Source organism: Rhodococcus sp. NPDC058532, assembly GCF_042719255.1.
Taxonomy (GTDB): Bacteria; Actinomycetota; Actinomycetes; order Mycobacteriales; family Mycobacteriaceae; genus Rhodococcus_G.
The window spans coordinates 108,567-122,121 of sequence record NZ_JBHXNU010000014.1 but is presented as its reverse complement, the minus strand read 5'-3'; the positions used below and the strand labels follow the sequence as shown (position 1 = coordinate 122,121).

The 13,555-nt window shown below is 68.7% G+C and carries 11 protein-coding genes; 10 read left to right on the top strand and 1 reads right to left on the bottom strand.

The window, feature by feature from the left end; translation table 11 throughout:
- Positions 1–196 precede the first annotated feature (196 nt).
- The 7 genes from ACFWQG_RS17180 (at position 197) to ACFWQG_RS17150 (ending at position 10,064) form a co-directional block, all read left to right on the top strand.
- Positions 197–1,420, top strand: coding sequence for a nitrate/nitrite transporter (locus ACFWQG_RS17180; protein WP_378508834.1), 1,224 nt, complete (start codon positions 197–199; stop codon positions 1,418–1,420).
- A gap of 75 nt (positions 1,421–1,495) precedes the next feature.
- Positions 1,496–5,200: a nitrate reductase subunit alpha gene (locus ACFWQG_RS17175; RefSeq protein ID WP_378508864.1), complete on the top strand. Its 3,705-nt coding sequence runs from the start codon at positions 1,496–1,498 to the stop codon at positions 5,198–5,200.
- Between the two features lies 1 nt (position 5,201).
- Positions 5,202–6,863, top strand: a complete 1,662-nt coding sequence (narH, locus tag ACFWQG_RS17170; RefSeq protein ID WP_378508833.1) for a nitrate reductase subunit beta — start codon at positions 5,202–5,204, stop codon at positions 6,861–6,863.
- Positions 6,860–7,534 (top strand): nitrate reductase molybdenum cofactor assembly chaperone, encoded by a 675-nt coding sequence (narJ, locus tag ACFWQG_RS17165; RefSeq protein ID WP_378508832.1) that lies wholly within the window; start codon positions 6,860–6,862, stop codon positions 7,532–7,534. The genes narH and narJ overlap by 4 nt, the downstream gene beginning before the upstream one ends.
- A 1-nt stretch (position 7,535) precedes the next feature.
- Positions 7,536–8,267: a respiratory nitrate reductase subunit gamma gene (gene narI / locus ACFWQG_RS17160; RefSeq protein WP_378508831.1), complete on the top strand. Its 732-nt coding sequence runs from the start codon at positions 7,536–7,538 to the stop codon at positions 8,265–8,267.
- A 91-nt stretch (positions 8,268–8,358) separates the two neighbouring features.
- Complete coding sequence (locus tag ACFWQG_RS17155; RefSeq protein WP_378508830.1) at positions 8,359–9,705, top strand: M16 family metallopeptidase; 1,347 nt, start codon at positions 8,359–8,361, stop codon at positions 9,703–9,705.
- Positions 9,702–10,064: a VanZ family protein gene (locus ACFWQG_RS17150; protein ID WP_378508829.1), complete on the top strand. Its 363-nt coding sequence runs from the start codon at positions 9,702–9,704 to the stop codon at positions 10,062–10,064. The genes ACFWQG_RS17155 and ACFWQG_RS17150 overlap by 4 nt, the downstream gene beginning before the upstream one ends.
- A gap of 48 nt (positions 10,065–10,112) precedes the next feature.
- On the opposite strand, the gene ACFWQG_RS17145 is transcribed toward ACFWQG_RS17150, so the two are convergent.
- Positions 10,113–11,546, bottom strand: coding sequence for a flavin-containing monooxygenase (locus tag ACFWQG_RS17145; RefSeq protein ID WP_378508828.1), 1,434 nt, complete (start codon positions 11,544–11,546; stop codon positions 10,113–10,115).
- 301 nt (positions 11,547–11,847) lie between these two features.
- Here ACFWQG_RS17145 and dapB point away from each other — a divergent pair, with 301 nt between their 5' ends.
- From dapB to ACFWQG_RS17130, 3 genes are read left to right on the top strand one after another with little or no spacing between them, the layout of a single operon-like run.
- The gene (gene dapB, locus ACFWQG_RS17140; RefSeq protein ID WP_378508863.1) at positions 11,848–12,591 is read left to right on the top strand and encodes a 4-hydroxy-tetrahydrodipicolinate reductase; all 744 of its coding nucleotides are present in this window, start codon (positions 11,848–11,850) and stop codon (positions 12,589–12,591) included.
- Entirely contained in the window at positions 12,588–13,058 is a 471-nt protein-coding gene (locus tag ACFWQG_RS17135) for a hypothetical protein (RefSeq protein ID WP_378508827.1), read from the top strand. The genes dapB and ACFWQG_RS17135 overlap by 4 nt, the downstream gene beginning before the upstream one ends.
- 36 nt (positions 13,059–13,094) lie before the next feature.
- Positions 13,095–13,547: a flavodoxin family protein gene (locus tag ACFWQG_RS17130; protein ID WP_378508862.1), complete on the top strand. Its 453-nt coding sequence runs from the start codon at positions 13,095–13,097 to the stop codon at positions 13,545–13,547.
- The last annotated feature ends 8 nt before the right edge of the window (positions 13,548–13,555 follow it).

The window sequence follows — 13,555 nt, the reverse complement described above, 5'->3', positions numbered from 1 at the left end:
TTGGGGAGGGGGGGAGGGTGGAGACGGGGTGGCAGAGAGGGGCGCGGACGCCGGACATGGGGGGTTGGGTCTCGGGGGGGTCCCCCCGGCCACCGTGTGGCCGGGGGCACTCCCTTTTTTGTATGTGAGATGAAAATTTGGCCGCGGTGCCGTGTCCGCACTGCAATCGGCCCGCGGCGGTGGTTTGCTGATAGCCGTGAACGCAACGAAGGTTGTATTCGACAAGGCGGCCCAGTCGCGGAACCTGATTCTCGCGACCTGGACCTCGACCATCTGCTTCTGGGCCTGGAACATGATCGGCCCGATGTCGACCACCTATGCCGACCGGCTGGACCTGTCCAGTTCGCAGGCGTCGATGCTGGTTGCCACCCCGATCCTCGTCGGGTCGCTCGGCCGGATCGTCACCGGGCCGTTGACGGATCGGTACGGCGGCCGCGCACTGTTCGTCTTTGTCGCGTTGGCGTCGATCATTCCCGTTCTCGCGGTGGGCTTTTCGGCCAACCTCGATTCATACACCGGCCTGCTGGTGTCGGGCTTCCTGCTCGGCGTCGCCGGCACGGTGTTCGCGATCGGGATCCCGTTCGCCAAGTCGTGGTACGACGCAAGTCGGCACGGCTTCGCCACCGGAATCTTCGGTGCGGGCATGGTGGGTACCGCGCTGTCGGCCTTCTTCACGCCGCGATTCGTCCGGTGGTTCGGCCTCATCCCGACGCACATCATCATCGCGGTCGCGCTCGCCGCGACCGCGGGCCTGTGCGTGGTCGCGATGAAGGACTCACCCGCGTTCGCGCCGAACACCGAACCCGTCGTCCCCAAGCTGGTCGCCGCGTCGAAACTCCGTGTGACCTGGGAGATGTCATTCCTGTACGCGATCGTGTTCGGTGGCTTCGTCGCGTTCAGCAACTACCTGCCGACGTACATCAAGACGATCTACGACTTCTCCGCCGTCGACGCGGGCACCCGCACCGCGGCGTTCGCGCTCGCTGCCGTCATCGCCCGCCCGATCGGTGGTGCCCTGTCCGACCGGATCGCCCCGAAGTGGGTCGTGTTGGCCTCGCTGGCCGGGACGGCGGTGATGTCCGGGATCGCGATCATGAAGCCGCCGCCGGACGTCTGGTCGGCGACCGACTTCATTCTGCTTGCGATCTTCCTCGGCATCGGCACCGGCGGGGTGTTCGCCTGGGTGGCCCGCCGATCGCCCGCATCGAGCGTCGGTTCCGTCACCGGAATCGTTGCCGCGGCAGGCGGATTGGGCGGATACTTCCCGCCTCTGGTGATGGGCGCGACGTACGACGAGACGGACAACGACTACACCGTCGGCCTGGCGTTGCTGGTGGCGACCGCACTGGTTGCGTTGCTGTACACCGCCGTCAAGCTGCATGCGCGCGAGCCGGAGAAGTCGAGTGAACCCACGAGTTGACGAGGTCGGAACGGAACTGGGCGCGACAGCGCGGAGGAGGCTCACGTGACAGCCAAGGGAGCGGCCACCGGTGGCATGGTGGAGGACGCGCTGGTGCGCAGCGGGCGGTTCTTCACCCCGGGCACCGAGTCGGCGGACCGGCGGACCATCAGCAGGGAGGGCGGCCGGGACGGTGACATCTTCTACCGGGACCGGTGGAGTCACGACAAGGTGGTCCGGTCCACGCACGGGGTGAACTGCACCGGGTCGTGCTCGTGGAAGATCTACGTCAAGGACGGCATCATCACCTGGGAGACCCAGGAGACGGACTATCCGTCGGTCGGGCCGGACCGGCCGGAGTACGAGCCGCGCGGCTGCCCCCGCGGCGCTGCGTTCTCCTGGTACACCTACTCGCCGACCCGGGTGCGCTACCCGTACGCCCGCGGGGTCCTGGTCGAAATGTACCGGGAGGCGAAGGCCCGGCTGAAGGATCCGGTGTTGGCCTGGGCGGACATCCAGAACGATCCCGAGCGGCGCAGACGCTACCAGCGGGCGCGCGGCAAGGGCGGCCTGGTCCGGGTGAACTGGGACGAGGCGACCGAAATGATCGCCGCGGCCCACGTGCACACGATCAAGGAGTACGGCCCCGACCGGGTCGCGGGCTTCTCACCGATCCCGGCGATGTCGATGATCTCCTTCGCCGCCGGATCCCGCTTCATCGAGCTGCTCGGCGGCGTGATGACCTCCTTCTACGACTGGTACGCGGACCTGCCGGTCGCCTCCCCTCAGGTGTTCGGCGACCAGACCGACGTCCCCGAGTCGGGGGACTGGTGGGACGCGAGCTACCTGCTGATGTGGGGCTCGAACGTGCCGGTCACCCGCACCCCGGACGCACACTGGATGGCGGAGGTGCGCTACCGCGGCACCAAGGTCGTCACGGTCAGCCCCGACTACGCCGACAACACCAAGTTCGCGGACGAGTGGATGCCCTGCGCGGCGGGCACCGACGGCGCGATGGCGATGGCGATGGGCCACGTGATCCTGTCCGAGTACTTCGTGCAGCGGCGCGAACCGTTCTTCGTCGACTACGTCCGCCGCTACACGGACCTGCCGTTCCTGGTGAAGCTGGAGGAACGGGACGGACGGTGGGTGCCCGGCAAGAACCTCACCGCCGCCGATCTCGGGGAGAGCGTGGAGAACGCGGCGTTCAAGCCGGTGCTGATCGACGGCGGCACCGACCGGCCCGCGGTGCCGAACGGCTCCCTCGGCCACCGATTCGGGGAGGAGGGGGTCGGCAAGTGGAACCTCGACCTCGGGGATCTGGCGCCGGCCCTGACCGTCGCCCCGACCGACGGCTCCCTCGGCGAGGTTGCGGCCGTTGCCTTCCCGCGTTTCGACACCCTCGACGGGCACGGTGAGGAGATCGCGCGCGGGGTTCCGGTCCGGACCGTCGCCGGGCACCGGGTGTGCACGGTGTTCGACCTGATGCTCGCCCAGTACGGCGTCGCGCGGCCCGGACTGCCCGGGCAGTGGGCGAGCGGCTACGACGACGCGTCCTCGCCGAACACCCCGGCCTGGCAGGAACCGATCACCGGGGTGTCCGCGGAGCAGGTGGTCCGGATCGCGCGGGAGTTCGCGACCAACGCGATCGATTCCGGTGGCCGCTCGATGATCATCATGGGGGCGGGCATCTGCCAGTGGTTCCACGGTGATGCGACCTACCGGGCGATCCTGTCGCTGCTGCTGCTCACCGGCTCGATGGGCCGCAACGGTGGCGGCTGGGCGCACTACGTCGGGCAGGAGAAGTGTCGTCCGGTCACCGGTTGGGCGACGGTGGCGATGGGCACCGACTGGAGTCGGCCGCCGCGCCAGATGGCGGGCACCTCGTACTGGTACGCGCACACCGACCAGTGGCGCTACGACGGCTACCGCGCCGACGCCCTGTCCAGTCCCACCGGGCGCGGCCGGTTCGCGGGCAAGCACACAATGGACGTGATGGCCTCGGCCGTCGCGATGGGCTGGACGCCGTTCTACCCGCAGTTCGACCGGTCCAGCCTGGACCTGGCCGACGAGGCCGCTGCCGCGGGCAAGGAGGTCGCCGCGCACGTCACCGAACAGTTGGCGTCGGGCGACCTGCGGCTCGCCGTCACCGATCCCGACAATCCGCGGAACTGGCCGCGGGTGCTGAGCGTCTGGCGCGCAAACCTGCTCGGCTCGTCCAGCAAGGGCAACGAATACTTCCTCAAGCACCTGCTCGGAACCACCTCGAACCTGCAGGCCGAGCCGACCCGACCCGAGTTGCGTCCGAACGACGTCGCCTGGCGCGACGGCGAGGAGGGGAGCGGAGCCAGCGGAGCGACCGGCTATGGCGGTCCCGAGGGCAAGCTGGACATGGTGATGTCCATCGACTTCCGGATGACGTCGACGACGCTGCTCTCGGACGTGGTGCTGCCCGCGGCCACCTGGTACGAGAAGCCGGACCTGTCGAGCACCGACATGCACCCGTACATCCACGCCTTCACCGCGGCGATCGACCCGCCGTGGGAGACGAAGTCGGACTTCGAGGCGTTCGGTGCGATCGCGCGGGCGTTCTCCGCCCTCGCTCGCGGCCACCTCGGCACCCGCACCGACGTGGTGCTCGGCACCCTGCAGCACGACACGCCGGGCGCGATGGCGTATCCCGGTGGCACTGAATCGGACTGGCGGGTCACCGGGGAGGTACCGGTCCCGGGCCGGACGATGGGCCCGCTGGCCGTCGTCGAGCGGGACTACCCGGCGATCGCCGAGAAGTGGTCCGCGCTCGGGCCGCTGGTCGAGAAGGCGGGCCTGGTCACCAAGGGCGTCACCTACCTGCCCGACGCCGAGGTCGCCGAGCTCGCCGACAAGCACGGGGTGATGAGTTCCGGTGCGGCGGCGGGTCGTCCGGCGCTCGACACCGCGGAGAAGATGTGCGAGGCGGTGCTGCGGCTGTCCGGGACCTCGAACGGCAGGCTCGCGGTGCAGGGGTTCCGGCAACTCGAGCAGCGCACCGGACGGCAGATGGTGCACCTCGCGGAGGGCAGCGAGGAACGCCGAATCACGTTCGCCGACACCCAGGCCCGGCCGGTGCCGGTGATTACCAGCCCGGAGTGGTCGGGCAGCGAGACCGGTGGCCGCCGGTACGCGCCGTTCACCGTCAACATCGAGGAACTCAAACCGTTCCACACGCTGACCGGCCGGATGCACTTCTACCTCGACCACGACTGGATGGAGGAGGTCGGCGAGCAGCTGCCGATCTACCGGCCGCCGCTGGACATGGCGCGGCTGTTCGACGAGCCGAACGTGGGGGAGATGCGGGACGGGGTCGGGCTGACCGTCCGCTACCTGACCCCGCACAGCAAGTGGTCGATCCACTCCGAGTACCAGGACAACCTGTTCATGCTGTCGCTGTCCCGGGGTGGGCCGACGATGTGGATGTCCCCGGCGGACGCGGCGAAGATCGCGGTCAAGGACAACGACTGGGTCGAGGCCGTCAACCGCAACGGCGTGGTGGTGTGTCGGGCGATCGTCTCGCATCGCATGCCGGAGGGCGTCGTGTACGTCTACCACGCGCAGGAGCGCACCATCGACGTGCCGCGCTCCGAGACCACCGGCAACCGTGGCGGCATCCACAACTCGCTGACCCGGCTGCTGGTCAAGCCGACCCACCTGGCCGGCGGGTACGCGCAGATCTCCTGGGCGTTCAACTATCTCGGCCCGACGGGCAACCAGCGCGACGAGGTGACGGTGGTTCGCCGCCGGAGCCAGGAGGTGACGTACTGATATGAAGGTCATGGCACAGCTCGCGATGGTGATGAACCTCGACAAGTGCATCGGCTGCCACACCTGCTCGGTCACCTGCAAACAGGCCTGGACCAACCGGTCCGGCACCGAGTACGTGTGGTTCAACAACGTCGAAACCCGTCCCGGACAGGGGTATCCGCGCACCTACGAGGACCAGGACCGCTGGCGCGGCGGCTGGGTGCGGGACAAGAAGGGTCGGCTGCGACTCAAGGACGGCGGACGGCTGGCGAAGCTGTCCCGGATCTTCTCGAATCCGAAGCTGCCGGAGATCTCGGACTACTACGAACCGTGGACCTACGACTACGAGAATCTCACCAGCGCACCGCTGAGCGACCAGATGCCGGTCGCGCCGCCGCGCAGCCTGATCACCGGCAAACAGATGAAGGTGGAGTGGTCGGCGAACTGGGATGACAACCTGGCCGGCTCGCCGGAGATTCTCGCCGACGACCCGATCCTCAAGAAGGTCAGCGACCAGGTCAAGCTCGAGCTCGAACAGAGCTTCATGTTCTACCTGCCGCGGATCTGCGAGCATTGCCTGAACCCGGCCTGCGCGGCGTCCTGCCCGTCGGGGGCGATCTACAAGCGCTCCGAGGACGGCATCGTCCTGGTCGACCAGGACAAGTGCCGCGGCTGGCGGATGTGCGTGTCCGGGTGCCCGTACAAGAAGGTGTACTTCAACCACAAGACCGGCAAGGCCGAGAAGTGCACGTTCTGCTACCCGCGGGTCGAGGTGGGCCTGCCAACCGTGTGCGCGGAAACCTGCGTCGGCAGGCTGCGCTACATCGGGCTGGTGCTCTACGACGTCGACAGGGTCACCGAGGCGGCGTCGGTGGAGGACGAGAAGGACCTCTACGAGGCGCAATTGGGCACCTTCCTCGACCCGAACGACCCGCACGTGATCGCCGCGGCGCACACCTCCGGCATCCCGGACACCTGGATCGAGGCGGCTCAGCGGTCCCCGGTGTACACCCTGATCAAGGAGTACCGGGTCGCGCTGCCGCTGCATCCGGAGTACCGCACGATGCCGATGGTCTGGTACATCCCGCCGCTGTCCCCGGTGGTCGACGCGGTGAGCCGCGACGGGCACGACGGCGAGGATCTGGGCAACCTGTTCGGGGCGCTGGAATCGCTGCGCATCCCGATCGAGTACCTCGCGGAGTTGTTCACCGCGGGCGACACCGGGGTGGTGACGGACGTGCTCGCGAAGCTGGCGGCGATGCGGTCGTACATGCGGGACGTCAACCTGGGCCGGCCGACGCAGGAACACATTCCGGCCACCGTCGGCATGACCGAGGAGCAGCTCTATGCGATGTACCGGCTGCTTGCGATCGCGAAATATGAAGAGCGGTATGTGATCCCATCGGCCTATGCTGCGGACGCGCACGGCCTCGAGGAGACCGTCACCGAGTGCGCCCTCGACTTCGAGGGCGGGCCCGGCCTCTACGACCAGGGGTCCGGACCGTTCGGGGAGTCCAGCGGTGGCCCGGTGCCGGTGGCCGTGGAGACCTTCCATGCGCTGCGGCAACGCCAGACCAGTGAGGCGATGGGTGCGAACGCAAGCAACCCGTCCCGGGTGAACCTGCTCAATTGGGACGGCAAGGGTGTCGAGGATGGCATGTTCCCCCGCGGCGGTGGGCGATGAAGCTGCTGCGGCGGGCCTCGTCGACCGTCGACGGGGACCGGTCGGTACAGCGCAATCGTGTTGCCTGGCAGTGTGCGTCGCTGCTGCTGGCATATCCGGACGCGGGTCGGAACGGGCGCATGGACACGGTGGACGGTCTGCTCGGGCACCTGCCCGGCCAGCTCCGTGAACAGCTCGGCGGGGCGGCTCTGCGGCTGCGTCAGCTGCCGCAGGTCGAGGCGGAAACCGCCTACGTCGACACCTTCGACCTGCACTGCCGGACCACCCTGCTGCTGACCTACTGGACCGAGGGCGACACCCGCAATCGCGGTGAGGCGATGCTGCGGTTCTCCCGGGTCTACCGGGACGCGGGCGTGGAGCCGCCGACCGCCGAATCCTCCGATCATCTCGCCGTCCTGCTGGAGTTCGCCGCGACCGTCGACCCCGGGACGGGTGGGCGCCTGCTCGCCGAGCATCGGCCCGCGATCGACCTGCTGCAGCAGCGACTCGCGACCCTCGGGTCGCCCTACGCGCCGGTCCTCGACGCGGTCGCCGCGACGCTGCCCCCCGCCACCGACCAGGACGTCGCGCGGGCCCGGCGCTTGGCGGCGGCGGGCCCGCCCGCCGAGGCGGTCGGGTTGCAGCCGTTCACCCTGACCGTCCCACCCCGCCGAACCGAAGGAGCGCACTGACATGTCCGCCGGGGAAATCTACTGGTCCGTCATCCCGTACGTGACCCTCGCGGTCCTGATCGTCGGCACCTGGTGGCGGTACCGGTACGACAAGTTCGGCTGGACGACCCGCTCCTCGCAGCTCTACGAGAGCCGTCTGCTGCGGATCGCGAGCCCGGTGTTCCACTTCGGCATGCTCGTCGTGATCCTCGGGCACATCATCGGCCTGGTGATCCCGGAGTCGTGGACCGAGGCGGTCGGGATCAGCGAGCACGCCTACCACTGGATGGCGGCGATCCCCGGCGTGATCGCGGGCATCGCCACCCTGATCGGGATCGGGCTGCTGATCTACCGGCGCCGGGCCACCGGACCGGTCTTCACCGCAACCACCGTCAACGACAAGATCATGTACGTGGTGCTGGTGGCCGCGATCGTCGCCGGCCTGGCCACCACCATGATCGGCGCGTTCGAGGGCAACGCGGCGCACAACTACCGGGAGACGGTGTCGGTGTGGTTCCGGTCCATCTGGATCCTGCAGCCGGACGGGGCGGCGATGGCGGCGGCCCCGCTGTCGTTCCACGTTCACGTGACGATCGCGCTCGTGCTGTTCGCGATCTGGCCGTTCACCCGGCTCGTGCACGCCTTCAGTGCGCCGTTCGCCTACCTGTTCCGGCCCTACGTCGTGTACCGCTCGCGGGAGGCGGCGGGCAAGGGTGAGCTGGTCGGATCGCAGCCGCACCGGAAGGGCTGGTGACGGCGGTGCCGTCGGACGATCGGCGCTGAGTGGCCTGTACTGTGTGGTACTCGACGTCCGGACATCTCGACGAGGACCGCTGAACCACTACATGGCCACCACAGCACGCCGACGCACCGCCACCACGCCGACTCCGCGGAAGCGGACCAGAACACCGAAATCGACCGTCCGCCGCACGGTACTGCCGGGCGGCCTGCGGGTGGTGACCGAACACATGCCGGGGGTGCGGTCGGCATCGGTCGGCATCTGGGTCGGCGTCGGTTCCCGGGACGAGCAGGGGTCGGTCGCCGGTGCCGCGCACTTCCTCGAGCACCTGCTGTTCAAGGCGACCCCGACCCGAAGCGCCCTCGACATCGCGCAGGTCATCGACGGAATCGGCGGTGAGCTGAACGCGTTCACCTCCCGCGAGCACACCTGCTTCTATGCGCACGTCCTCGACGAGGATCTGCCGCTGGCCATCGACATCGTCAGCGACGTCGTGCTGCGCGGCCGGTGCCGCAGCGCCGACGTCGACGTCGAGCGTCAGGTGGTGCTCGAGGAGATCGCGATGCGCGACGACGACCCCGAGGATCTGCTCGGCGACGAGTTCCTCACCGCGCTGTTCGGCGACCACCCGGTCGGCAGGCCGGTGATCGGGTCCACCGAGTCGATCGAGGCGATGACCCGGACCCAGCTGCACTCCTTCCACGTCCGCCGGTACACCCCGCAGCGGATGGTGGTCGCGGTCGCGGGCAATGTCGACCACGACGACACCGTCGAGTTGGTGCGCCGCGCGTTCGACGGTCACCTGGTCGACGGTGCCGAACCGGCGCCCCGCAGGGAGGGCAGGCTGCGGGCCCGCACCGCGCCCGCACTGAGCGTGCTGGAACGGGACAGCGAGCAGGCGCACCTGTGCGTCGGTGTCCGCGGACTCGGCAGGCACGAGGGCCACCGGTGGGCGCTGTCGGTGCTGAACACGGCGGTCGGGGGTGGGCTCTCGTCGCGGCTGTTTCAGGAGATCCGGGAGGAACGCGGGCTGGCGTACTCGGTGTACTCGAGCGTCGACACGTTCGCCGACACCGGCGCGTTCTCGGTGTACGCGGGCTGCCAGCCGGAGAACCTGGCCGACGTCACCACCCTGATCCGGGAGGTCCTCGCCCAGGTCGCCTCGAACGGCATCACCGACGCCGAGTGCGCCCGCGCCAAGGGGGCAATTCGCGGGGGAATGGTTCTGGGACTGGAGGATTCGGGTTCTCGCATGCATCGGATCGGCCGTCAGGAGCTGAACTACGGCAGTCATCGCAGCATCACCGAGACGCTGCAGCGCATCGACGCCGTCACCACCGACGAGGTGCGGGAGGTCGCGGGGATGCTGCTGACCCGGCCGTTCGCGGCGTCGGTCGTCGGGCCGTACCGGCGGGCCCGGGATCTGCCTGCCGTGGTGCGGGGCATCGTGTGAGGATCGAGACGCTGATCCCGCGGCGGGCGATCCCGTTCTACGCGGTCCTCGCGATCACCGTGGTGATGCTGTTCTCGCCCGGCGGGGCGGTGCCGAGCGGGCCACCGAACAGTGACAAGGTCACGCACCTGCTGATGTTCCTCGCGCTGGCCGTCGCGGCCAGGTACGCGGGCTGGCGGGCGGGCTGGGTGCTGCTCGGCGGGGTGCTGTACGCGGCGGCGTCCGAGGTGCTGCAGGCGGTGCTGCCGATCCAGCGCAGCGGTTCGGTGTTCGACTGGCTCGCCGACGTGGTCGGCGTCCTTCTCGGACTCGGCGTGGTGTTCGCGTGGCGCTCGTCCCGGACGGGCCGGGCTCGGTAGCGGTCGCGACCTCGGAACCCGCGGCGTCACCCGCGGGTCCCGAGACGGTCAGGCGGAGACCGTGGCCCGGCCGGGCTGCGGGATCACGTCCGCGACGGCCACCCGCGGGTGCCCGGCCGTGAAATCGTTCTTGAGGAACGACTCCGCGGAATCGTCCATGATGTTCAGCCACCGGTCGGGCAGCGGCGGCGCGACGGTGCCGGTGAGCGTCGATGCATAACTGCAGTTCCGGTACCCCATGATGTCGTTCTTCTTGTCCTTCTTCCACTGCTTGAAAAGCGCGCCCTGCTTTTCCACATGGAATTCCGGGTAATCGGTCCGGTCCACGAGGTCGCGAATGTAGGCCGCCTGGAAATCGATCTCCTCGGTCGCGCCGACGAGTGATTCCTCCCGGGCCCGCCATTCATCGATGTCCCGTTCGCGGGATTCGCGGTCCGGCAGTGCAATTTTGCCGAGAATGACGTCCCGCACATACCAGGCCTGCGCATCGAACATGTTGAAGGTGAAGTACTGGTCCTGCATTCCGAGGAAGTACAGCCGGGGATTCTCCTGCGACACGACGCCCTTGTAGATGCCGCGGGGGTAGAGGCGGTTATTCGTCCGCAGCGTCAACTCGTCCGGCAGGAACGGGAAATGATGCTGATATCCGGTGCACAGGACGATCGCGTCGACCTCCCGGACGCTCCCGTCGCGGAAGGACACGGTGTTGCCGTCGATCCGGGTCACCATCGGGACCTCGGAGAAGCCGGCAGGCCAGTCGTGGCCCATCGGGGCGGTGCGGTGGCTGAACGTGATCTCCGCCGCGCCGTACTTGTGGCACTGCGTCCCGATGTCCTCGGCCGAGTAGCTGCTGCCGATCAGCAGCAGCCGCTTTCCGGTGAACTCGCGGGCGTCGCGGAAGTCGTGAGCGTGCATGACCCGGCCCGGAAAGTTCTCCAACCCCTCGAAATGGGGAACGTTCGGGGTCGAGAAATGCCCGGTCGCGACGACGACGTGGTCGAACATCTCGGTGTCCAGCGTGCCGGAGTTGTGGTCGGCGACGGTTACCGCGAACCGGCCGGTGTCGCTGCCGTCGGTCGGTTCGACCCACTCCACCCGCCGGACGGCGGTGTCGAACCGGATGTACTTGCGGGCGTCGCTCTGCTCGACCCGGCCCATGATGTAGTCGCGCAGCACGGCGCGCGGCGGGTACGACGGGATGGGCCTGCCGAAGTGTTCCTCGAACGAGTAGTCGGCGAACTCGAGGCATTCCTTCGGGCCATTCGACCAGAGGAATCGGTACATGCTCCCGTGTACCGGTTCACCGTGTTCGTCGAGCCCGGTGCGCCACGTGTAATTCCACATGCCGCCCAGATCGCTCTGCTTTTCGAAACAAACCAACTCGGGTGTCGAGCCGGGATCCGATTTGAACGCGGATTCGAATGCTCGCAGTTGTGCGAGCCCACTCGGTCCGGCTCCCAAAATCGCAATCCTTGGCGTCAAGACTGTCCCCTATTCTCGTGGATCTCCTCTCTTGCTTAGCATGACGAATGACGAAATCGCCAGTTCGGCGACGCACTCGGGGGCGGTGACGGCGCCGCCCGCGACGTCCTCACCTGCGAGTATGTCGATCCTGTTACGAGATGCCGGGTCGGCGGGTCCCGGCCGCGCCCGACGCCGCCGGCCCGGGGTCGAGCGGGCGTGTCCGCCGGGCGCCGTTCGGGGGTGCGTAGGCTCATGACCGGGCGACCCGGCGGCGTGGACGCCGCAGACAACGATCGGATGAAGTGGAGATCAGGTGACCGTGATTCGCGTCGGAGTGCTCGGTGCCAGGGGCAAGGTGGGGAAGGCGATCTGCGAGGCCGTCGAGGCGGCCGCGGACCTCGACCTCGTCGCGCAGGTCGACGCGGGCGACCCGATCGAGACCTTCGTCGACACCCGCACCCAGGTCGTCGTCGACTTCACCCACCCCGATGTGGTGATGGGGAACCTCGAGTTCCTCGTCGCCAACGGCATCCACGCCGTCGTCGGCACCACCGGATTCGACGACGACCGGCTCGCACAGGTCCAGCAGTGGCTCGCCGAGCGGCCCGAGGTCGGCGTGCTGATCGCCCCGAACTTCGCGATCGGCGCCGTGCTGTCGATGCGGTTCGCGCAGCAGGCGGCGCGGTTCTTCGACTCCGTCGAGGTGATCGAACTGCACCACCCGAACAAGGCCGACGCCCCGTCCGGCACCGCCTACCGGACCGCGGCGCTGATCGCGGAGGCCCGCGCCGCCGCCGGTCGGGGACCGAGCCCCGACGCGACCAGCACCGAACTCGAGGGCGCCCGCGGCGCCGACGTCGACGGGGTGCGGGTGCACTCGGTGCGGCTCGCCGGACTCGTCGCGCATCAGGAGGTGCTGCTCGGCACGCAGGGCGAGACCCTGACCATTCGGCACGACTCGATCGACCGCAACTCGTTCGCGCCCGGCGTCCTGCTCGGTGTTCGGGAGATCGCCGGGCGGCCCGGTCTCACCGTCGGCATCGACCCGCTGCTGGACCTGTGAAGGGGTCCTCGACGAAGGTCGTCGCGACGATCGCGGGCATCGTCGTCGCGCTCGCGTTCTACTTCGTCCTGCTCGGGCAGCGCGGGATCGCGTTGATTCAGGACGGCGGCGCCGTCCCCGTCGTGCTCGGCATCGCGGTCCTGGTGCTGCCGTTCCTCGGCATCTGGATGGTGTACTCCACCATCCGATCCGGATTCCAGCATCAGCACCTGGTGTCCCGGGCCAGGGAGGAGGGTCGCGACCTCGACGTGTCGGACCTGCCGACGATGCCGTCCGGCCGCGTCCAGCGCGACGCCGCCGACGCCCTGTTCGCGCAGGTGCAGCGCGAGTGGGAGGCCGAGCCCGACAGCTGGCTCGCCACCTACCGCCTCGCCCGCGCATACGACTATGCGGGTGATCGGTCGCGGGCCAGGGAGACGATGCGGCGCGCGGTCGCACTCGAGGCGGCCGAGCGTGGGACGCCGTAACCTGCACCCGTGACCGCAGATACCGCGTCGTCCCGGGTGTCCACCCTGCTGGTGGTGCACCACACGCCCTCCCCGCATTGCCAGGAGATGTTCGAGGCCGTCGTCGCCGGCGCAACCGACCCCGAGATCGAGGGTGTCGAGGTGGTCCGGCGGGCAGCGCTCGCGGTGACGCCGTTGGACATGCTGGAGGCGGACGGGTACCTGCTCGGGTCCCCGGCGAACCTCGGGTACATCAGTGGTGCTCTCAAGCACGCCTTCGATGTTTGCTACTACCCGATCCTCGACTCCACTCGGGGTCGGCCGTTCGGCCTCTACCTCCACGGGAACGAGGGCACCGAGGGCGCGGAGCGAGCCGTCGACTCCATCACCGCCGGGCTCGGCTGGGTGCGGGCGGCGGGAAATGTCATCGTGTCCGGCAAGCCGAGCAAGGCCGAGGTGGAGGCGTGCTGGGAGTTGGGGGCAACGGTCGCCGCGCAGCTCATGAACTAGCCCGGCTC